Below are 21,496 nucleotides of genomic sequence, written 5' to 3'. Positions count from 1 at the left end.
GAGAGCGACTCAGACTAGTTTAAGTCTGTAAAAGAATATGGAAGTAATTCCCCGACCGTCATCTCGACCGTCGATTTATCTTTTGCGACTAAGGTCACTTTTAGATCTTGTTCAAAAAATTCGACCATTACTTGGCGACAAGCACCACATGGTGAGATTGGTTTTTCAGTTTGACCATAAACAATCAGCTCTGAAAATTCTCTTTGTCCTTCAGATACAGCCTTAAAAATGGCTGTTCTCTCACCGCAATTGGTCAAAGGATAGCTAGCATTTTCGATATTCACTCCCGTATAAACACTTCCGTCTTTTGCCACTAAAACTGCTCCAATAGGAAAGTGAGAATAGGGGACATAGGCATGTTTGCTGGTTTCAATTGCCAGTTCAATCAACTCAGTAGTCGCCATCTGCCAATTCTCCTTTTAGAATTGCTACCCCAGCTGATGTTCCAATACGGGTCGCCCCTGCTTCAACAAAGGCAAGAGCATCTGCATAAGAACGAGCGCCACCAGCAGCCTTGACTCCCATTTCAGGTCCAACTGTTTCACGCATTAATTGAACATCTGCTACCGTCGCACCACCAGTTGAAAAGCCAGTAGATGTTTTAACAAAATCAGCTCCAGCTTTTTGAGCTAATTGGCAAGCCACAACTTTTTCTTGGTCTGTCAGAAGGCAAGCTTCAATAATGACTTTCACTAACTTGTCACCACTTGCTTCCACTACTGAGCGAATATCTGACTCTACCAAGACCAAATCACCTGATTTGAGAGCTCCAACATTGATTACCATATCAATCTCGTCTGCACCATTTTGGATAGCTTCTTTGGTTTCAAAAGCTTTCACGGCCAAAGTTGTTGCTCCCAAAGGGAAACCTACTACTGTGCAGACCTTGACATCTGAGCCTTCAAGCCCTTTTTTAGCATGTTCAACCCAGGTCGGATTAACGCAAACACTGGCAAAGTCATACTCTCTAGCTTCAGACAACAAACGATCAATTTGATTTTCTGTCGCATCTTGCTTTAAAAGCGTATGATCGATATATTTATTTAATTTCATATTCGGATTCTCCTGCGGTTTATGAGATGATTTCTATAATTTCTCGTAAACTTTGCACCCTATCATTTATTTTAACATATTTTTGAAAATCTGTAACTAGCTGAGGAGAAATTTTTCCATTTGTGTATACTTTTGCAACAATTTCTCCCTTTTGAACGGAATCTCCAACTTTCTTTTCAAAAACAATTCCTGTTTCATAGTCTAAGGCATCAGACTTGACTGCACGGCCTGCCCCCAGTCTCATAGCATAAAGCCCAAATTCCATAGCTGGAAGAGCTGAAATGACACCCGTTTCCTGGGCAGGGATTTCCACCACATGTGACACATTGACTGGACGATAGAGGTCTTCCAAGTCTCCACCTTGGGCTTGGACCATCTCCTCAAACTTAGCAAGCGCTTGTCCATTTTCAAGATGTTGGCGGACTTCTTCAACTGTCTTATTTACATTTGCCAGTCCAAGCATAATTTGAGCCAACTCACATATGAAGTGGGTAATATCCTGACGGCCTTGACCTTGTAAAATCTCCAATGCTTCAAGGATTTCCAGACGATTTCCAATCGCTCGTCCCAAGGGCTGGCTCATATCGGTAATCACTGCTACCGTCTTCCGACCAACTGCCTTACCAAGTTCCACCATAGTTTGAGCCAACTCACGCGCCTCATCAACCGTCTTCATGAAGGCACCCTCACCGACAGTCACGTCTAGCAAAATAGCATCCGCCCCTGCAGCAATTTTCTTGCTCATCACCGAACTCGCAATCAAAGGAATCGTGTCGACAGTTGCTGTCACATCACGTAGGGCGTAGAGAAGCTTATCAGCTTTAACCAGTTGGTCTGATTGCCCAATGACCGATACACCAATATCCTGAACCTGACGAATAAAATCCTCTTGACTGCGTTCCACTTGATAGCCCTTGATAGACTCCAATTTATCAATTGTTCCACCAGTATGGCCGAGACCACGACCACTCATTTTGGCCACAGGAACACCAAAGCTTGCAACAAGAGGAGCCAAAATCAAGGTCACCTTATCACCAACACCCCCAGTAGAATGCTTGTCAACCTTAACCCCTTCAATAGCTGATAAATCAAACTCTTGGCCTGTCTGAACCATATTCATAGTTAGGTCAGAGATTTCTCGTGTCGTCATTCCTTTAAAATAAACAGCCATAGCAAAAGCAGACATCTGATAATCAGGAACAGTTCCTGACACATAGCCTTCTACCAGCCATTCAATTTCACTCGAAGTCAGTTCTTGACCATCTCGTTTCTTTTGGATTAAATCAACTGCTCTCATTCTTTCACACTTCTAAGGATATAGTATCCCTTATCTTTTTTGACGATTTCACAATTGCCAAACACCTCTTCCATCTTGGACTTAGCACTTGGGGCCCCTTGTTTTTTCTGGATAACGATTGTTAAATCCCCACCAGTTTCCAAAAAATCTTTACTTTTCTCAATGATTTCATGAACCACTTGCTTGCCCGCACGGATAGGAGGATTGGAAATGACATGGTCAAATGTGCCTTCAACTTGTTCATAGATGTTGGACTGGAAAATCGTCGCTTCTACTTTATTTCGTTCAGCATTTTGTCGCGCCAAATCCAAGGCACGATTATTGATATCGACCATGGTAGCCTGAACGCCATAAGCCTTAGCTAAAGACAAGCCCAAAGGTCCGTAACCACAGCCTACATCCAGGACAGTTTCTCCTTGGTTGACCTCTAGACACTTGAGCAAGAGTTGACTGCCAAAGTCAATCATTTTCTTGCTAAAAACACCCGCATCCGTCAAAAAGGTCATTTTTTCTCCCAACAAATCCACTCTCAACTCATGAATGTCATGAGCAGCGTCAGGATTTTCTGCATAATACATTTTACTCATGAAACTATTTTACCATAATTTGCCTTAAATTGTAAATCGTTTACAAATTGATAAAAAAACGAAAAAGACTGAAGAAAGCTAGTAAGTAAAACATTTTCTTCAATCTCTTTCAACACTTATAAATAATAAGCCATTTAGAACTAGAAATATCATAATCAGGATAAAACAACAAATTTATCATCTATAATTAGGCTCATTTTTATGACTATTGCTTAACCTTCAAATACTTTATTATCAACAAAATTCCCAACAGGATGTTTAGATAAAAGCCCAACTGATAAGTTTGTGTCAAGATTTCCAAACTTGTCCAAAGGCGTATCAAATCTTCTAGCGACATGCGGAAGAAATAACCCTCTGTAGCAATCCACAAAATCAAAAATAGATAACTACCAGCAGCAAGCCATTTCGTCCACCGTTTTTTTAGGAAGAAAGCAATCAAGAGCGAACAGATAAAGACAGCTGTTACAATAGCATGTTCCATCAAAAAAGTAAAACCGTAATAGGTTTCCACAAAACGTCTACCATTATCCGCATTCGCTCCTTTTAAAAAAGGTAGTGCAAAACTTAAAATAAAACAGAGTTCCAATGTGTAACGTTTTAAGATTTTCATAGTACACCTCCTATAAGTTCTAACCCTCAAAGCCCCCTTTATTAGCTTATAAATCAGTAGAAAGTAGCTCCTACTTCATCTATAAATTGGTCAACCTCTATCTACCTCTATCTACCTCTATCTACCTCTATCTACCTCTATCTACCTCTATCTACCTCTATTATACGATATTGGCTTACTATCATCAAGAAACCGCTTTATTTTTTTAGCTTTTTATGGTATGATAGACAAAATATCTAGGGGAAAACAAATGACCAACGAATTTTTACATTTTGAAAAAATCAGCCGCCAGACTTGGCAATCGTTACATCGAAAGACAACACCTCCTTTGACAGAAGAGGAATTAGAATCCATCAAGAGTTTTAATGACCAGATTAGCTTGCAGGATGTTACCGATGTCTATCTCCCCCTAGCCCATCTCATCCAGATTTACAAGCGTACCAAGGATGATTTGGCCTTTTCAAAAGGAATTTTCCTTCAACGTGAAAGCAAATCCCAGCCTTTTATCATTGGGGTTTCTGGGAGTGTTGCCGTTGGAAAATCCACAACTAGTCGCCTACTTCAAATCCTACTGTCCCGTACACTTACAGATGCTAGGGTTGAATTGGTAACAACTGACGGCTTTCTCTATCCCAACCAGACCTTGATTGAACAAGGGATTTTAAATCGCAAGGGATTTCCTGAAAGCTATGATATGGAAGCTCTTCTCAACTTCCTGGATCACATCAAAAATGGACAAGATGTAGATATTCCTGTCTATTCTCATGAAGTCTACGACATCGTACCCGAGGAAAAGCAAAGCGTCAAAGCTGCTGATTTTGTCATTGTTGAGGGAATAAATGTCTTTCAAAATCCACAAAACGAGCGTCTCTATATCACCGACTTCTTTGACTTTTCCATCTATGTTGATGCTGCAGTCGATGACATCGAGAGTTGGTATCTGGACCGTTTCTTGAAAATGCTGAGCCTAGCCCAAAACGACCCTGATAGCTACTATTATCGTTTTACTCAAATGCCGATTGGGGAAGTGGAATCCTTTGCACATCAAGTCTGGACCAGTATCAATCTCACAAATCTACAAAATTATATTGAACCAACCAGAAATCGTGCAGAAGTGATTCTTCATAAAACAAAGAACCATGAAATCGATGAAATTTACTTAAAAAAATAATTTTCCCTTGTCAAAACGTAAGTTTTCAGATATAATGGTATAGTTAGTAAATATGGAGGTAAGAACATTGGCAAACATTAAATCAGCTATCAAACGCGCTGAATTGAACGTTAAACAAAACGAAAAGAACTCAGCTCAAAAATCAGCTATGCGTACTGCTATCAAAGCTTTCGAAGCAAACCCATCTGAAGAACTTTTCCGTGCTGCTAGCTCAGCTATCGATAAAGCAGAAACTAAAGGTTTGATTCACAAAAACAAAGCAAGCCGCGATAAAGCTCGTCTTTCAGCTAAACTTGCTAAATAAGAAACAGTCCATAGAGGCTGTTTTTTTGTCCCAAAATAGGAAAAGGTAGAAAATGAAAATCGCAATTATCGGATATTCTGGTGCTGGTAAGTCAACTCTAGCAGAAAAGTTGTCTCACTACTACTCCATCCCAAAACTTCACATGGACACACTCCAATTTCAACCTGGTTGGCAAGACAGCGACCGTGAATGGATGTTGGATGAGATGAAAAATTTTCTCACCAAGCATGAAGCCTGGGTCATCGATGGGAATTATTCTTGGTGTTATTACGAAGAAAGAATGCAGGAAGCTGACCAAATCATCTTTCTTAATTTTTCGCCATTAACCTGTCTCTTTCGAGCCTTTAAACGTTATCTCACATACCGAGGCAAGGTCAGAGAAAGTATGGCGGCTGGTTGTCAAGAACAATTTAATTGGGAGTTTATCCGATGGATTCTCTGGGATGGACGGAGCAAATCCGCTAAGGAACGCTACAAGTGGATTCAAAAAAACTATCCATATAAAGTGGTCATCCTCAGATCACAAAAAGAGATATACCAATTTCTAGATAAGAAAAGGAAGTCCTCCAATTCATAAAGAAGGACTTCCTTTTTGGCTATAATTATTCTGCAATCAAGGTTTCCAAACCAACCTTCATCATATCGGTGAAGGTATTTTGGCGTTCTTCTGCAGTTGTGTCTTCTTCTGGATTGACCAAGCTATCAGAAATGGTCATGATAGCAAGGGCGTCAACATGGTATTGAGCTGCCAGATAGTAAAGTGCTGCTGCTTCCATTTCCACAGCCTTGACTCCCCATTTACCAAGCTCGATGTTCTTTTCAAAGTAGTTTGAATAAAAGACATCAGATGATAAAACGTTCCCAACGTGGGTTGTCATACCAAGTTCTTTAGCGATATGGTAGGCCTTATCCAACAAATCAAAGCTAGCGATTTGTGGGAAATCGTACTGTGGCCAGTCATTACGAACTATGTTTGAGTTAGTTGCAGCTGCCTGCGCCAAAACCAATTCACGGACGTGAACGTCTTCATTCAAAGAACCGGCAGTTCCCACACGGATCAATTTTTTCACATCGTAGTCAACAATCAACTCACGCGCATAAATCGAAATAGATGGCATCCCCATCCCAGTTCCCATAACAGATACACGGTGGCCCTTGTAAGTACCAGTGTAGCCAAACATGTTACGCACTTCGTTAAAACAAACAGCATCTTCAAGGAAATTCTCCGCAATAAATTTAGCACGAAGAGGATCCCCAGGAAGAAGAATTTTATCAGCAATTTCACCCTGCTGAGCAGCAATATGGATAGACATAATTTATGATACAAAGAGCGACAAGAAAACGACTGAAAATTAGGAATCTGACGAGAAGTCCTGATTTCTCAGTCAGATTATCTATTTTCCGAGTTTTCCGCTCGTGTTCAATTAGAACACCTCACTCTACCTTTCTTTTTTTATATTAAGGATAGCGACAGACAACAAAGTAAAAATAGGAAACTGACGAAGCATCTCCGATGCTAGACAGTTTATCTTTTTTACACAGTTCTCCGCTCGTATTCAGTTCAATGAATACAGTTAACCCATCCTTTCTGTATTCTAAAATTTATAATCAGAAAGATACCAAACCCGTCAAAAAGCAAAGGGAAAATAGGAGTTGGGTGCAGTGAGCGATGCTCGCTAGACCAACTATCTTTTTCCCACTGCTTTTAGGGTGGGTTCAATTCCTTTCTTTCTTAATTTTGATGATATTGAGAAGATTAGATCGGCTTCAATTCAAACCCGAACTCCCCTTCTCTTCTGAGTTTTTAGAAAAGTTTTCCGCTCGTGTTCAAATCAGAACACACGCTCTACCTTTCTTTTTTTATTTTTATATTTCATAGCTAGGAAAAATCGGATTCAATCATGACTCCGATAAGCCTACTTCTTTTTTATTTCAAACAGTTATTGATAAATTGACAATAGTTTTTAACCTTTTAAGATAAATCTTTGATTAGAAGAAACGGTCGTTCTCTATCTTATTACTCTATTCTTTGACTTCTGACACAGTATGTTAGCCCAAGAAAAACGGTCTAATATTTTTGCAAATTCATAGGCTAAAACAGCTGTTACTAAGAGATACGGAAGAGAATCTATACCTAGCCCAGTGAAACCTATAACTAATCCGGTTGCAGAAATGGGCGCCCTCAAGGTCACAGATAAAAAGCAAACAGATCCCAAAAGTAAAACGGTTAGCTGACTGTCCAAACCTAGAATCACGCCCAAGAGACCAGCTCCAGCCATCCCCAAGGCAAAAGATGGCGTAAGAGTACCACCATAGGCCCCTGCCCAAAGGATAATAAGAACGACCAGTGCTTTTAGGAAAAACATGAGAAGCACTGTTTGACCACTGCTACCATTTAAAATTTCCTGAGCCATCATACGTCCATTTCCAAGTAGATGTGGAAAATAACTTGCCAACCCAGCAAGAAAAAGAAAAGCTGTAGGCAATGTGAGAAGTACTCGTTTATCTTTTATCCTGTTTGAAGACACTTCTTTACTCAAGCGGCCAAAAAGCCAAGCTAGTGGGCTTAAGAAAAGAAGTAATAAGGGAATAATCCATATTTCCTTTAATGACCATGTAATGGCTGGAATATGGTAGAGAGCCTGATCTGAAATAACCCAGCCTGCTATATAGGTTGAGACATAGGTAGTCAAACCGACTAAGATAAATCGTTTAATAGATAGAGCAATTCCTAGAGTTTCAAAAACAAAGAAGACACTTGTTAATGGAACCTGATAGACAGCTGCTAAACCAGCGCCAGCACCACAAGCAAGGAGAAAGATCTGATCCTTCTTAGAGAGAGAACATATTTTTCCAATTGGTCCTGCAAATAGAGTTCCAATCTCTCGTGGCGCAGCTTCTTTACCAATAGGTGCTCCCCCTCCAACTGCAATAATCTGCCAAATTGAATGAAATAGCTGTTTTAAAAAATGAAGTTTGTATTGTGAACTCTCATCCTTCATCTGTGCTTTAATGGAAAAAATCTGTGATTTTTTTTGCAAGAAATACCAGACCAAGGATGAGCTGACACCTACGATTATTAAACTTAATCCTATCCGCGATGAGGAAACTCCATCTGTCAAGAATACAGTTTGATGCTCTGATTGACCAAAAGCTATCCCCTCTATTATCTTTAAAAGATAATGTAGAAAAATACCAGATAAACCTGAAACTATTCCTTGCAAAATGACTGCTAGAAATAATTTAAGATTATAAGGGATTTTCTGAAAATTACTCCTCAATTCTTTTAACATAGTAATAATTCAGCAAAAACGGCTTTAAGTAAGCCTTTAAAATCACCTTTAACACACTCAGCCACTTCTATAACCTCTTCGTGGTTAATCTCTTATTTGAAACCAGTAGTATAGTTAGTAATACATAAACTTCCTAGAAGTTTCAAACCTGAGTAGGCTACAACAATAACTTCAGGAGCAGTTGACATTCCGACCACATCTGTTCCAAGCATCTTATAGGTACGAATTTCTACTCGTGTTCAAATCCAAACACGCGCTCTACCTTTCTGTTTATACTCTTCGAAAATCTCTTCAAACCACGTCAACGTCGCCTTGCCGTATATATGTTACTGACTTCGTCAGTTATATCTGCAACCTCAAAGCAGTGCTTTGAGCAGCCTGCGGCTAGTTTCCTAGTTTACTCTTTGATTTTCATTGAATATTAATTTTGTTCTTTCACAGAGAGCTACCTGAGTTCTATTCAAGCTCAGGTAGTACTTTCTTATAAACTAGACAAACTAACTGTCATTGTACCATCAGATTACAAGACATCATCATCACTCACCTTAGAATTCAATGTTGTTCCCCAGTGAGTAATTTTTCGATGCGGTTGAGCCAGGAGAGGTCTGTTGTCATAGATTGTTTGCCATCTATTCCAGATAAGACCTGTTCTCTTTTCGATCTTAATTCGAAGATTACGCATATTAGACTTAATTGGGAGATTGAGGATAAAGCCTGCGGTCTGATTACGCCCATTCCCTTCCCAAGAACGACTTCGGACAACTGATTGGCCATTTTTATCCACTGTAACTTCTTCCCACGATATTGAATAACGTGCAATATAAGCACCACTATGTTGAATAGTTAGGGTCTTATCTTTTACAGGAGTGTAGTTTAACAGTTGTACAGGCTTAGAAACTTGAGTAGTTACATTATTTTTAGCTACAAATCGAAAAACTTCTACTTCTGCAAGGCTTAGAGCTTGATTTTTTTGACGCAATTGAATGCGAACACGGCGACCTAGTTTACCATTCAACTGGAGATCTAAACTGCTTCCTTCTAAACGAGAAACATATTGTCTAGCAACTTCTGTCCCTTTTTCATCATATAAAATCACATCAAAGTCTGACAGACGTTTAGAAAGTTCTCCATCCCCACGGTTATGAAGGCGAACAAGTCCTACCTGTTCTGTACGACCTAAATCAACTTCCCACCAAGGCTGATTTTCAAATTTTGTATGGGTAATTGATTGCTGGCTATAACTACTATTGGTATTGCCATCCAAGGCACGACTAGCATCTCCTCCAAAATCAGTAGAACTTTGCTTAGCTTGTTTTTTCCAAGCGATATTCTCAGCACGATATACTTGGACTTCTGCAAGACTGAGAGCGTTATATCCATCTAACTCGATGCGTACAAAACGAGCTTTCTTATAATCAATTGAAATCTGAGCGGAACTATCTCGCAAGTATGCAATGCGCTTTCTTTCAATTTCTTTTCCAGAACTATCCAAAAGAATCACATTAAAATTAGTCAGTCTATCTTGAGCAGCATCTGTTCGATTGTAAATATTAATCTGGCGAATCGTTTCTTCCTTATCTAAATCGACTTGCCACCAAGGTTTTGATTGAAAATCTGTATGAGTGACAGAATTATGTCCGTAATTTCCATCTAATTTCCCATCAACTGCTCTTCTAGCATCTCCTCCAAAAGCTGTCGAACTTTGAGTTACTCGTTTCCCTAGAGCTATATTTTCAAGAGGTTCAGCGCTTGGTTGACTAGATGACAGAGGGACTTGTTGTTTCTTAAAGAAATAAACTTTATCCAATTTCGGATCACGATAACCATGTTTATCAAGCGTATCACGTTTTCCAATATTAAAATTCGGGATAGCATTCATTCTACTTTCAAAATAACCACGCGAACGGTGCTTGAAACTAGAGTTACCTGTAAAAGTTACAATATCGTTATCATTACGAATCAAAGATGTCACAACATTATCATTATCGACCACATAATGTTTTATTTTACCAGATAGAGCTAACTTACGACTTTCTAAACCTACATCCCAGAAACCATTTTTTGCATTCCAAATAGTTCGAGAAGTAATTACTTTAGGAGCGCTAAATGTCGTAACTTTTTTCAAAACATTATTATAAAAAGTAGGATATTTCTGATAAGCTTCAACTGCTGCTATTTGAGCTAAGTAGCCTCCTAGCGAATGACCTGTCATATACAGATTTGTAATGCTGGAATCCTGCGCCAATTCTTTTACAACATTACGGATATCATCCGCTTGTGCAGGTTTATTTCCTCCAAACAAAACAAAATCTGTACTTAAATCTTTCGCATCATTCAGTCTTGTCCCTCTAATAGATAACATTTGAACTGTATGATCCTTTAGATAAGGAAGATCACTCTTTGTTTCAAATAGATAAGCATCCAAACCACTAGCTGTATGGTAAGCTTTTTTCATCTTCCAAAACGGGGCTAACTCATTGTGCATCATCTTATATTCTTGACGATTCAAATAGAGACTCGGAAATGGATTCTTATGATCTAGAATTTTTTCGATATAGTCATCATCACGATAGGACAACTCCATAAAGAGAAGAGCGTCTCGATCTGTAACATACCATTGTTTCTTATTATCATCTTCCCCATCTGCTAATCCATCTCCATCACTGTCTGCTAGTAATGGATGACTATTATATCCCAAATAGTCCTTACCATCTTTATGATAAACATAAAGTTCATCCTTATTTTTGATACCATCCTGATCATCATCACCTTCTAAATCAAGGACTTTTCCACCATAAAGAGAATTGTCAAATAAATCATTTTCTGAGTGCAGTTCCCCTTTGGAGATTTTCAAAAGATCTTCTGCTGTCACAGGACGAGAAGTTGTAGCCTCATCCTTTACATTTTCCTCTTTATTCACGTCTTCAGGAACTAGAGCAGGCTCTGTTTTATGAGATTCTAGTTTTTCTTCCTTGTGATTTTTAAGGACTTCTTTTGTTTCTGGAGCTGGTTGGATAACTTCAGCCCTTTCCTCTATAAGAGGTGTTTCCTGTTTTTTATCAGGATTTTCTAGTTTTGTCGGACTATCCGTTGCATTTACTACTAAAGGAGTTTCATTTTTCACAACTGGACTTCCTTCATTGGCAGAAATTCCTGTCGGTGCTAAAAAAGCAAATCCAACTGCAACAGATACAACTCCAATACTTAATTTTTTTATACCAAAACGCATAATTCGTTGATCAATTCTCATTTATTCATATATCTTTCTATTATTTTCACCCTCTTTACCAACAATATTCTCCAATCAGCTAATCTCCTTTAGCATCAAGATTTCATTTTTATACTTTGTTAGCAAGAATTTGAAGAGGTTTATAAAAGTATAGGAACCTCATTCATTTTTCATTTCATAATTCTATATGGAAATTAATTGTTTCATTTATCTTCCAGCTTACAGAAATACTTTCCTACTCATTTTCTTTCTCATAGCTCAGCAAGAATCGCTTTAAGCAATCCTTTAAAGTCACCTTTGACACGTTCAGTCACTTCTACAACTTCCTCGTGGTTGAGTTCTTCTTGGAAACCAGCAGCATGGTTAGTAATACATGAAATACCGAGAACTTTCAAGCCAGAGTGGGCTGCCACAATAACTTCAGGAACAGTGGACATACCAACTGCATCTGCTCCCAATGTCTTATAGGCACGAATTTCTGCAGGTGTTTCATAAGTCGGACCAGTTACACCGATATAGACACCTTCATCAAGCTTGATACCGAGTTTTTTAGCCACTTCATGGGCAGTAGCACGGTATTCTGGTGTGTAGGCTTTAGACATATCAGGGAAACGTGGACCAAAGTCATCCAAGTTTTCACCCATCAATGGGTTTTGACCTGTCATGTTGATATGGTCTGAGATAGCCATCAAAGTACCAGGACCATAGCCAATACCGCCAGCTGCATTGGTTACAATGACACCTTCGCATCCAAGAACTTTCATCACACGTACTGGGAAAGTCACGACTTCAAGAGGATTTCCTTCATAGAAATGGAAACGACCTTGAAGAGCCAAGACCTTGCGACCTGCAAGGTCACCATATACCAATTTACCAGCATGACCAACTACTGTAGAGCGGCCCCAGTTTGGAATGTCTGCATAGTCTACTACAACTGGATTTTCGATTTCTTCTGCCAATTCTCCAAGTCCTGATCCAAGGATTAGACCGAACTCAGGTGCTTGGATTCCTTTATCTTTCAGAAAAGCAGCTGTTTCTTGGATCTTATCTAAAAATGTCATTGTGTGTCTCCTTTATTATTTTTTAGCATTTGACCGATTTTGTCAAAAGTTTTAGCATTGCGAATGGTGATGTTGCGATAAAAAGGCATCTTGAGCAAGTACTTATGATAGGCAGTTGCATAGTAGGATTCCTCTGAGATTTTCCCCCAGAAAATCCCAAGTCTTCCAAAATGAACCACTTCATCTTTCAGTTCCAAACTGTTCACTTTCTCGATGACTTGATCCACATCCAAGCTCTCCGTGTAGAAGAGCACATCCTTTCGTGCCAAATCTTTGGTCCACCATTCAGGCAGATTTTCAAGTTCCGCTTCAAAGTCCTCAAGACTCAGCAAGGAAAAGCTCTGAATAAATGGATAATGGATTTCAAAGAAAGCCTCTAACTTTTCAACCAATTGGGCTTTGGGAGCTGTCGAAGTAAAGAAAATGTTGCCACTGTTGATGTAGGTTTCAACCTTTTCCAGTCCCAACTCTGTCAGTTCTTGACGAAGTTGCGCCATGACAACTTTATTCTTCCCACCGACATTAATGCCCCTAACCAGTAAAGCATAGTGTGTCATCTTATACCAATTTATCTAAGAAACTTTCCCCAATCATGGCAGTTTCCACACCAAAGTTATCCGCAACTGTCGCTGAGATATCTGCAAAATGTCCAACTGGAATGACACCATTTCCCTTAAAGCTAGGGCTGTAAGCTAAAAGTGGGATATATTCGCGAGTGTGGTCTGTTCCTGCGTAAGTTGGGTCATTTCCATGGTCCGCAGTAATCAAGAGAAGGTCGTTCTCTCTCATAGCTGCGATAATTTCAGGCAAGCGCTCATCAAACTCATGCAAGCAATCACGGTAACCGTGAGCATTACGACGGTGGCCGTAAAGGGCATCAAAGTCCACCAAGTTTGTGAAAGAGAATCCTTTTTCAAACTCAGCCAGTCCCATAGTCTTCAATAGTGTATCAATTCCGTGGCTGTTTGACTTGTTGTGTCCCATATCATGGTTGATACCAGCACCGTTAAAGATATCGTTTATTTTTCCAACGGCATAAGTATCGATACCAGCTTCGTTCAATTTATCCAAAACAGTTGGTGCAAATGGAGAAACGGCTAAGTCACGACGATTTGCTGTACGAGTGAAGTTACCTGGCTCACCAACATATGGGCGGGCAATGATACGACCTAGAAGAGCAGGACGCTCAAGGGTAATCGAACGAGCGTATTCACAGATACGGTACAATTCATCCAAAGGAATGATATCTTCGTGGGCAGCAATTTGCAAAACAGGGTCAGCTGAAGTATAGATAATCAACTCTCCAGTTTCCATCTGACGTGGTCCGAAATCATCGATAACAGCCGTACCTGAGTAAGGTTTGTTAGCTTCACGAATGATCTTACGTCCTGAAAATTCTTCGATTTTTGTTAGGATTTCTTCCGGAAATCCATTCCAGAACGTATCGAATGGCTCGGTAATGTTGAGTCCCATGATTTCCCAGTGACCAGTCATAGTATCCTTACCAAGGGATACTTCTTCCAATTTTGTTGCATATCCTGTTGGATTTCTTTCAGCTGGAACAGTCTTCAGAGGAGTTTCGCGAGGAATATTTCCTAGACCGATTTTAGCCATGTTTGGCACATTCAAACCAACGGTTTTAGAAATGTGTCCCAGTGTGTCAGAAGCTCCATCTGGAACCCCTGCATTGACAAAGTTATTAGCATCTGGTGCAGCACCGATTCCTACAGAATCTAGTACCACCAAGTGAATACGATTAAATTTTGACATAGTGTATCTCCTTATTATTTTAGTTATCTTGCTTTTGTTGAAGTTAAAATCTGAACCCCGTCTCGTCCAGCAACGATGACCTTATCCACCATTTGGTTGAATAAGCCGTGCTCTACAACACCAACGATATGGTCCAATTCTTGCCCGAAGGCAATTGGATCTTCAATGACATCTAAGGCAAGGTCAATGATAAAATTCTGCATATCCGTCACAAAACGTTGGCCATCTTTTTCACGGAAACTTGGTTTGTAGCCAGCTCGCTCAAAACGACGAAAGACCTGTTCTGCGCCATACTGAACCACTTCTACTGGCAATTTAAAAGCACCTAGTTTCTCGACTAGCTTGCTTTCATCCACCACCCAAATGTATTCTTTTGAGGGCGTTGCAACAACCTTCTCCATCAGGAGGGCACCACCACCGCCTTTGATTCCATTAAACTGACTATCCACTTCATCCGCCCCATCAACCGTCACATCAACAACATCTACTTGGTCAATAGACTTGAGCGGGATATTAAGCCCTTCAGCCTGTTTACTGGTCACACTAGAAGTCGTTACAGCTGTAACCTGCAACCCCTCTTCCTTGATACGACGACCAATTTCTTCTACAAAATAGTAAGCAGTAGAACCCGTTCCCAGTCCGACAACCATCCCATCATTTACAAATTCAGCGGCCTTGATACCTGCCATTTTCTTCAGATTTTCCACTCAAACACCTCCATTAAAGAGCTATTTCTATTATACCATGTATCCGTTTTTATTTCATGGATACACTAGAAAAACCCGAACATTTTTATGTCCACCTTGTTTTGGTGGTTAGAATCTTAGTTATGAGAACTTGTAGATAAAAACAGGTCCTAGCCAAAAGCAGCAACAGTTGATTTTTTATCATAAACATGATTAAATAGTTAAGTACAGAAAAGGAGAAATAAGATGAACCCATTAGATTTGTTTAATCAAGTAAAAGAGTTAATCGAAACAAAAGATTTCGAAGCTGCTAAGACATTCGTTGCAGAAAATCAAGAACAACTTGGAGAATACTTCTCTCAAGCTCAGCAGTTGATTTCTGGTTCAGAAGGTCTAGATGGCCTCGTTAGCAAGATTAAAGGATTTTTCTAAAAATATAAGAGGCTGGCAAAACTCAATTTCAGTAGAAAATGAAATTAATTTTCCCACAATAAAACGCATAGTGTCAAATTTTTTGTAAATCTGATACTATGCGTTTTTATAATTAACTATGTTCGGTGATAAACTTGTAGGCTTCTTGACCAGCGATAGCTCCATCTCCAACTGCTGTTGTTACTTGGCGAAGGTCTTTCAAGCGAACATCTCCAACCGCAAAGATACCGTCAACTGCAGTTTTCATATGGTTATCTGTCACAATCCAACCAGCCTGATCTTGGATATTCAATTCTTTAACAAAATCACTAAGAGGGTCCAAGCCAACATAGATAAAGACGCCACCGAAGGCTTGTTCTGTCACTTGACCTGTTTTCACATTTTCAAATACGACAGATTCTACTCGGTTTTCACCCTTGATTTCCTTGACTACAGAATCCCAGATAAAGCTGATTTTCTCATTCGCAAAGGCGCGGTCTTGTAAAACCTTTTGAGCACGAAGTTGGTCACGACGGTGAACAATGGTAACAGTCTTGGCAAAACGAGTCAAGAAGAGGGCTTCTTCAACAGCTGAATCTCCACCACCAACTACCAACAAATCTTGGTCACGGAAGAAAGCACCATCACACACAGCACAGTAAGAAACACCACGACTGTTCAGTTCTTCTTCTCCAGGTACTCCCAAAGGACGGTGTTTAGAACCAGTTGCTACGATAACTGTACGTGTTTCATATGTTTGGTCATCGGTCATCACTTTCTTAAAATCACCATGGTCTTCGACATTTTCAACATAACCATAAATGTGCTCAACACCAAGATTTTCAAGCGGTTCAAACATCTTTTCTGCCAATTCTGGTCCACTGATATTAGCGTATCCTGGGTAATTTTCGATATCCGATGTATTGTTCATCTGACCACCTGGTAAACCACCTTCAATCAAGGCTACTTTCAGATTGCTTCGAGCAGCGTATAAGGCCGCAGTCATCCCTGCAGGTCCAGCACCAATAATAATAGTATCGTACATATAAATTCCTTCTTTCTTGTTGTAACTATCTTTATTCTAACTCTTTCTTGTTAATCATGCAAGGATTATGCCTTAAAAACAAGAATTAAACTCATAACCGCAAAGGATAATACTGGAACAACCAAGACCCCTATCATAATCATATCATAGAGATGGGCTTGGCGAGCCTTGGCTGTCTTATCCACTCCCGACATGGCTCTCAGTCCAATCCAAATCCCTAAAAAAATCAGGACGAGGATGGTGGTCAAGATCAAACTCTCGAAATATAAAGAAAATAGTTGCAGTAGCATGATTTCTCTCATTTCTATCTTTTTTAAAGAGTAAACTCAGCTAGTCCAGCTAACTGAGTTTTCCTTTATCTATTATATCAAATATAAGTTCGTTTGTAACTAGCGAAGAATTCTTTTGTCCGCTCTTCTTTAGGATGGTGGATAATCTCATCTGGTGTTCCAGACTCGATAATTTTCCCCTTATCTAAGAAGAGAATCTTATCAGCCACTTGGGCTACAAAGGACATGTCATGACTGACCAAAATCATGGTTTGACCTGACTTAGCAGCATCTGCAATAGATTTTTCTACTTCACCGACCAATTCTGGGTCAAGGGCTGAAGTTGGTTCGTCTAAGAGCAAGACATCTGGTTTCATAGCAAGCGCACGCGCTAGGGCAACCCGTTGCTTCTGTCCACCTGATAAATGGCGAGGGTAATGGTTTTCACGGTCAGAAAGCCCAACCTTAGCCAACTCTTCCTTGGCAATCTTAGTCGCTTCTTGATCAGACAATTTCTTGACAACAACCAAGCCTTCTTTCACATTATCAAGTGCTGTGCGGCGTTCAAACAAATTAAACTGTTGAAAAACCATAGACAGCTTACGGCGTAGGGCAAGGATTTCTTCTTGAGTGATTTTAGAAAAATCAACTGAGAAATCATCAATCTGAATAGAGCCACTGTCAGGTGTTTCAAGATAATTGAGACTGCGAAGGAAGGTTGATTTTCCAGCTCCTGAAGAACCAATCAAGGCTACAACCTCTCCTTTTTGGATATCCAAGTTCAGATGATCCAAGACAGTCTGTCCTGAAAAGGATTTGCTTAAATTCGAAATCTTAATCATTAACGAAGGTCTCCTTTCACATCTGTTTTCACTGTATCGGGTGCAGAAATAGCCATTTTTCTCTCGATGAAACGACCGAGGCTTTCAATTCCGATATTGACTACCCAATAAACAAGGGCAACGGAGATAAAGCGTTCAAAGTAACGATAATCAGCTCCACCTAGAATCTGAGCTTGGGCAAAGACTTCCACAACACCCGCACTAAAGGCTAGGGAAGTTCCCTTGGTCAATCCGATTAGAGAATTGATTAAGGTTGGAGTCGCCACAACTGCTGCATTTGGAATAATTACGCGACGATAAACTTGTGCTCGGGTCATGCCCAGACTGCGTGCCGCCTCAATCTCACCAGGATTGACTGAGAGAATGGCTGCACGAATGGTTTCACTGGCATAAGCTGCTTCATTGAAGGCAAAGGCGACAATTGCAAAAGCAGCGGCTGGAATCGCATTGATATTGAAACCAGTTCCCCATTGCTGATTGAGAGCTTTCAAAGCCAAAGGAATTCCGTAGTAGGTCAACATGAGTTGAACCAAAATCGGTGTCCCTTTTAAGAAACTAACAAAGAAGGCCTGTAAGGGGTATAAAATCTTGACACGATTGATTTTCACAATGGCAAAAAGAAGTGCCAAAACCAAGCCAAAAAGGGCACCACCAATTGTCAACATAATCGTTGTTGGAAGTTGTTGGACAATTCTTGGAATTCCATCAAAGACCGAACGCAGGCTAAACAGCTTGCCATCCGGAATCAATTGCATCAAGTTTTGGTACCAATCTGATGCTAAAATCGTTGTAACATTCATAAAAACATCCTCTCCTGATAATGATTCATTCTACCATACTTCTGCCGTCAATGAAATTATTTGCTACGGTCAGGTACAGACTTTGTCTACCTACTAGTTTATCATACTTTGAAACAGGGAGGCTATATATTTTATCTATCAAAGAGATAAGTAAAAACTATTTCAATCCCAATTTTTCGTAAGGTTTTCGATAACCGATCTGCTTAACAGTTCCATTTTCTACTAAAATGGGTCGTTTTAACAACATACCGTCACTTGCTAGCAACTCAGCCGCTTCTTGGTTTGACAGGCTTCCTACCTTATCTTTCAGCCCTAATTCACGGTATTTGATCCCACTGGTGTTGAAAAATTGCTTCAACTCGAAACCTGAAGTCTCTAACCAGTTTAAAATAACTTCTTGGCTAGGTGTTTCTTCAACGATGTGAACAGCTTTGTATTCTACACCGAGTTGATTTAATTCTTGTTTTGCTTTTTTACAAGTTGAACATTTTGGATATTCGATAAATTCTAACATGTCTTTCACTTTCTATTGTTTATCTCTTTAAAATCTACGCCTTCATGCTCCAAGAGCCAAGCTTTCTTTTCCACTCCTGCAGCATACCCTGTCAGACGCTTGCCAGCCCCCAGCACCCGATGACAAGGTACTAGGATAGACCAAGGATTGCGCCCCACTGCTCCACCAATTGCTTGAGCAGAAGCCACTTGTAGCTCTTGGGCTATTTGTCCATAGGTCACTGTCTGACCATAAGGAATTTCCTGTAAATAGGACCAAACTCGCTTTTCAAAATCCGTTCCGATTGGAGCCAAGGGCAAGTTGGATAAATCATGAGACTTGCCTTTAAAGTAAGCATCTAAGCAAGCAATAACTGGATCTAAAATGGGATGACTAACAACTGCTTCTATCGTCTCATCTCCTAGTCCCCTCTCAAAATGCTTCTGCTCCTGCACCCAAATGCCATACAGATATTGCTCGTCGGCAACCAAAGACAAGGTTCCTATTGGCGAAAAGTAGAGCTTTTTTACGTACTTCTTTTGCATTATTTCTTCAATTTTTGATAGGCCAAGCGTTCGCCATCAACCGGCACCTTTCCAACCCGTTTAAAACCAAGTTTTTCAAAAATATATTGCATAACCTTGTTTTCAGCATGCGTATCTGAACGAAAATCCAGATAATCAAATCCTTCAATTAAGCCCTCTAAAAAGGTTTGAGCAACGCCCTGTCCCTGGACATCTGCTGCCACAGCGATACGGTGAAAGACTAGGTACTCTGACTCACCAGCTTGCCAGTTTCCCTCATAAATGGCTTCATATGCTGCCTCTGGACTCTTAGTCACAGCAGCATAAGCTAGTAGTTCTCCCTCTTCCAAGGCTACGTATGCTTGACCTGAGATAATATCATCTATGATAACATCTGCATTTGGATAACCATTTTGCCATTGGTCACTACCAGCATCTGCTAAACATTTTTTAGCATCCTCCATCACCTGCATGATGGCATCTACTTCATTTGGAAAAGCTAAACGAATCTCCATCTTTTCTCCTCATTTCTGACTAGTTTCTCCCATCATAGCATAATTTAAGCCTTTTCACAAGCAGTTAAAACTTGACTTTCTGTTTTTATTATTTTATAATCTAGTTATTAAAGCTAGATAAAAAGGAGTTAAAAATGAAAACTACCTTTTCCTACCCAAAATGGGCAGAAATTCCAAACATTGACCTCTATCTGGACCAAGTTTTGCTCTATGTCAATCAGGTATGCGCCCCTATCTCTCCTGATAAAGATAAGGGCCTGACAGCATCTATGGTCAATAATTATGTGAAACATGGTTACCTAACAAAGCCTGACAAGAAAAAATACCAACGCCAACAGATTGCCCGTCTGATTGCTATCACAACCCTCAAGTCGGTATTTTCTATTCAAGAAATAGCCCAGACACTTAATACTCTCCAAAGTCAAGCAAGTTCAGAGCAACTCTACGATGCTTTTGTGGACTACATGAACCAAGGAATTGACCCAGCTAACCCTATCATCCAAACCAGCTGCCAAACCGTTAAACTCTATCATCAAACTCTAGCCTTAATCCATCATACTCAAGAGGAGGAAATCTAATGAATACAAGCCTAAAACTCAGCAAACAACTCAGTTTTGGAGAGGAAATTGCTAATAGCGTGACCCATGCCGTAGGTGCAGTCATCATGCTCATCTTACTACCTATTTCATCCACCTATAGTTATGAGACACACGGATTTTTATCATCTATAGGCGTTTCCATTTTCGTTATTAGTCTCTTTCTCATGTTCCTCTCATCCACCATTTACCACTCTATGGCCTATGGTTCGACCCACAAATATGTCTTGCGAATCATCGACCATTCTATGATTTATGTTGCCATTGCTGGCTCATACACGCCCGTCGTCTTGACCTTAATGAATAACTGGTTTGGCTATCTGATTATTGCCACCCAATGGGGAACGACCATCTTTGGTATTCTCTATAAAATCTTTGCTAAAAAAGTCAATGAGAAATTCAGCCTTGCTCTTTACCTGATTATGGGCTGGTTGGTTCTGACTATCATTCCTGCCATTATCAGTCAAACGACACCAATTTTCTGGAGTCTCATGGTAACTGGCGGACTCTGTTATACAGTTGGGGCTGGATTTTATGCAAAGAAAAAACCTTATTTCCACATGATTTGGCATCTCTTTATCCTAGCTGCGTCCACACTCCAATACATCGCCATTGTTTATTACATGTAAAAATAGGTTAGGAGAAAAAATCCTAACCTATTTTTTATTCTCTATGATGTTTTATACCCAATCAAAAAAAGTACTCTAGTCCATTTTATAGTACCTACTAGCGTGCCGTCAATTATGGGATACTGCTTCCCTGATAGTATGTAAATCAGAATAGTTATACTCTTCGAAAATCTCTTCAAACCACGTCAGCGTCGCCTTACCGTACTCAAGTACACCCTGTGGCTAGCTTCCTAGTTTGCTTTTTGATTTTCATTGAGTATTAAATCATAATCATCCGTTAATGAACCGTACCTAACGAATCAAGACAGACA

25 protein-coding genes and 1 pseudogene are annotated in these 21,496 nt (G+C 39.9%); 6 read left to right on the top strand and 20 right to left on the bottom strand.

What is annotated here, in order from left to right:
- Nucleotides 1-14 precede the first annotated feature (14 nt).
- The 5 genes from ACAM22_RS03710 to ACAM22_RS03690 form a co-directional block, all read right to left on the bottom strand.
- On the bottom strand, nt 15-404 hold the full coding sequence (locus tag ACAM22_RS03710; RefSeq protein WP_000246089.1) for a cytidine deaminase: 390 nt from the start codon (nt 402-404) through the stop codon (nt 15-17).
- Entirely contained in the window at nt 391-1,053 is a 663-nt protein-coding gene (gene deoC, locus ACAM22_RS03705) for a deoxyribose-phosphate aldolase (RefSeq protein ID WP_265472059.1), read from the bottom strand. The genes ACAM22_RS03710 and deoC overlap by 14 nt, the downstream gene beginning before the upstream one ends.
- A 19-nt stretch (nt 1,054-1,072) precedes the next feature.
- The gene (locus ACAM22_RS03700) at nt 1,073-2,350 is read right to left on the bottom strand and encodes a pyrimidine-nucleoside phosphorylase (RefSeq protein WP_369606962.1); all 1,278 of its coding nucleotides are present in this window, start codon (nt 2,348-2,350) and stop codon (nt 1,073-1,075) included.
- The gene (locus tag ACAM22_RS03695) at nt 2,347-2,937 is read right to left on the bottom strand and encodes a class I SAM-dependent methyltransferase (protein WP_080710088.1); all 591 of its coding nucleotides are present in this window, start codon (nt 2,935-2,937) and stop codon (nt 2,347-2,349) included. The genes ACAM22_RS03700 and ACAM22_RS03695 overlap by 4 nt, the downstream gene beginning before the upstream one ends.
- A gap of 205 nt (nt 2,938-3,142) precedes the next feature.
- Complete coding sequence (locus ACAM22_RS03690; protein WP_023943001.1) at nt 3,143-3,547, bottom strand: hypothetical protein; 405 nt, start codon at nt 3,545-3,547, stop codon at nt 3,143-3,145.
- A gap of 250 nt (nt 3,548-3,797) precedes the next feature.
- On the opposite strand from ACAM22_RS03690, the gene coaA reads away from it, so the two are divergent.
- From coaA to ACAM22_RS03675, 3 genes are all read left to right on the top strand, one after another.
- Complete coding sequence (gene coaA, locus ACAM22_RS03685; RefSeq protein ID WP_020902939.1) at nt 3,798-4,718, top strand: type I pantothenate kinase; 921 nt, start codon at nt 3,798-3,800, stop codon at nt 4,716-4,718.
- Between the two features lie 67 nt (nt 4,719-4,785).
- Entirely contained in the window at nt 4,786-5,022 is a 237-nt protein-coding gene (gene rpsT, locus ACAM22_RS03680; RefSeq protein ID WP_001274000.1) for a 30S ribosomal protein S20, read from the top strand.
- A 52-nt stretch (nt 5,023-5,074) separates the two neighbouring features.
- Nucleotides 5,075-5,599, top strand: coding sequence for a DNA topology modulation protein (locus ACAM22_RS03675; protein ID WP_203175488.1), 525 nt, complete (start codon nt 5,075-5,077; stop codon nt 5,597-5,599).
- A gap of 25 nt (nt 5,600-5,624) precedes the next feature.
- Here ACAM22_RS03675 and deoD read toward each other — a convergent pair whose 3' ends face one another.
- The 8 genes and pseudogenes from deoD to rpiA all read right to left on the bottom strand — a co-directional run bounded on the left by deoD (nt 5,625) and on the right by rpiA (nt 15,082).
- Entirely contained in the window at nt 5,625-6,335 is a 711-nt protein-coding gene (deoD, locus tag ACAM22_RS03670) for a purine-nucleoside phosphorylase (RefSeq protein ID WP_203175487.1), read from the bottom strand.
- Nucleotides 6,336-7,031: 696 nt separating this feature from the next.
- Nucleotides 7,032-8,315, bottom strand: a complete 1,284-nt coding sequence (locus ACAM22_RS03665) for a chloride channel protein (protein WP_261052440.1) — start codon at nt 8,313-8,315, stop codon at nt 7,032-7,034.
- Nucleotides 8,309-8,545 (bottom strand): annotated as a pseudogene (locus ACAM22_RS03660) (purine-nucleoside phosphorylase); the annotation flags it as partial. The pseudogene ACAM22_RS03660 and the gene ACAM22_RS03665, both read right to left, overlap by 7 nt.
- Before the next feature lie 290 nt (nt 8,546-8,835).
- Entirely contained in the window at nt 8,836-11,565 is a 2,730-nt protein-coding gene (locus tag ACAM22_RS03655) for a thiol-activated cytolysin C-terminal domain-containing protein (protein WP_369606961.1), read from the bottom strand.
- Nucleotides 11,566-11,795: 230 nt separating this feature from the next.
- A complete protein-coding gene (locus tag ACAM22_RS03650; RefSeq protein WP_101782592.1) occupies nt 11,796-12,605 on the bottom strand; it encodes a purine-nucleoside phosphorylase in 810 nt (269 codons plus the stop codon).
- Nucleotides 12,602-13,162 carry a DUF1697 domain-containing protein gene (locus ACAM22_RS03645; protein WP_101782591.1) on the bottom strand — a complete coding sequence of 187 codons (561 nt, stop codon included), beginning with the start codon at nt 13,160-13,162 and terminating at the stop codon, nt 12,602-12,604. The genes ACAM22_RS03650 and ACAM22_RS03645 overlap by 4 nt, the downstream gene beginning before the upstream one ends.
- Nucleotide 13,163: 1 nt before the next feature.
- Nucleotides 13,164-14,375 carry a phosphopentomutase gene (locus tag ACAM22_RS03640; protein WP_369606960.1) on the bottom strand — a complete coding sequence of 404 codons (1,212 nt, stop codon included), beginning with the start codon at nt 14,373-14,375 and terminating at the stop codon, nt 13,164-13,166.
- A 23-nt stretch (nt 14,376-14,398) separates the two neighbouring features.
- The gene (gene rpiA, locus ACAM22_RS03635) at nt 14,399-15,082 is read right to left on the bottom strand and encodes a ribose-5-phosphate isomerase RpiA (RefSeq protein ID WP_261024907.1); all 684 of its coding nucleotides are present in this window, start codon (nt 15,080-15,082) and stop codon (nt 14,399-14,401) included.
- 225 nt (nt 15,083-15,307) lie between these two features.
- On the opposite strand from rpiA, the gene ACAM22_RS03630 reads away from it, so the two are divergent.
- The gene (locus ACAM22_RS03630; RefSeq protein ID WP_001068559.1) at nt 15,308-15,493 is read left to right on the top strand and encodes a hypothetical protein; all 186 of its coding nucleotides are present in this window, start codon (nt 15,308-15,310) and stop codon (nt 15,491-15,493) included.
- A 112-nt stretch (nt 15,494-15,605) separates the two neighbouring features.
- On the opposite strand, the gene trxB is transcribed toward ACAM22_RS03630, so the two are convergent.
- The 7 genes from trxB to ACAM22_RS03595 form a co-directional block, all read right to left on the bottom strand.
- Nucleotides 15,606-16,517, bottom strand: coding sequence for a thioredoxin-disulfide reductase (gene trxB, locus ACAM22_RS03625; protein WP_000272298.1), 912 nt, complete (start codon nt 16,515-16,517; stop codon nt 15,606-15,608).
- Nucleotides 16,518-16,582: 65 nt separating this feature from the next.
- Entirely contained in the window at nt 16,583-16,807 is a 225-nt protein-coding gene (locus ACAM22_RS03620) for a DUF4059 family protein (RefSeq protein WP_000926599.1), read from the bottom strand.
- A 77-nt stretch (nt 16,808-16,884) separates the two neighbouring features.
- The gene (locus ACAM22_RS03615) at nt 16,885-17,628 is read right to left on the bottom strand and encodes an amino acid ABC transporter ATP-binding protein (RefSeq protein ID WP_000590982.1); all 744 of its coding nucleotides are present in this window, start codon (nt 17,626-17,628) and stop codon (nt 16,885-16,887) included.
- The gene (locus ACAM22_RS03610) at nt 17,628-18,428 is read right to left on the bottom strand and encodes an amino acid ABC transporter permease (protein ID WP_369606959.1); all 801 of its coding nucleotides are present in this window, start codon (nt 18,426-18,428) and stop codon (nt 17,628-17,630) included. Before ACAM22_RS03610 ends, ACAM22_RS03615 begins: the two co-directional genes overlap by 1 nt.
- 157 nt (nt 18,429-18,585) lie before the next feature.
- On the bottom strand, nt 18,586-18,942 hold the full coding sequence (locus ACAM22_RS03605) for an arsenate reductase family protein (protein ID WP_369606958.1): 357 nt from the start codon (nt 18,940-18,942) through the stop codon (nt 18,586-18,588).
- A gap of 5 nt (nt 18,943-18,947) precedes the next feature.
- Nucleotides 18,948-19,466: a methylated-DNA--[protein]-cysteine S-methyltransferase gene (locus ACAM22_RS03600; RefSeq protein ID WP_369606957.1), complete on the bottom strand. Its 519-nt coding sequence runs from the start codon at nt 19,464-19,466 to the stop codon at nt 18,948-18,950.
- Entirely contained in the window at nt 19,466-19,960 is a 495-nt protein-coding gene (locus ACAM22_RS03595; RefSeq protein ID WP_369606956.1) for an N-acetyltransferase family protein, read from the bottom strand. The genes ACAM22_RS03600 and ACAM22_RS03595 overlap by 1 nt, the downstream gene beginning before the upstream one ends.
- Before the next feature lie 134 nt (nt 19,961-20,094).
- On the opposite strand from ACAM22_RS03595, the gene ACAM22_RS03590 reads away from it, so the two are divergent.
- Both ACAM22_RS03590 and ACAM22_RS03585 read left to right on the top strand, forming a co-directional pair.
- Entirely contained in the window at nt 20,095-20,538 is a 444-nt protein-coding gene (locus ACAM22_RS03590) for a DUF1836 domain-containing protein (RefSeq protein ID WP_369606955.1), read from the top strand.
- A complete protein-coding gene (locus ACAM22_RS03585; protein WP_369606954.1) occupies nt 20,538-21,185 on the top strand; it encodes a hemolysin III family protein in 648 nt (215 codons plus the stop codon). The genes ACAM22_RS03590 and ACAM22_RS03585 overlap by 1 nt, the downstream gene beginning before the upstream one ends.
- The last annotated feature ends 311 nt before the right edge of the window (nt 21,186-21,496 follow it).

This window comes from Streptococcus sp. SN-1 (assembly GCF_041154385.1).
In the GTDB taxonomy this organism is placed as follows: domain Bacteria; phylum Bacillota; class Bacilli; order Lactobacillales; family Streptococcaceae; genus Streptococcus; species Streptococcus mitis_CT.
The sequence above is the reverse complement of the archived record's forward strand: the minus strand, read 5'-3'. Positions and strand labels throughout refer to the sequence as shown.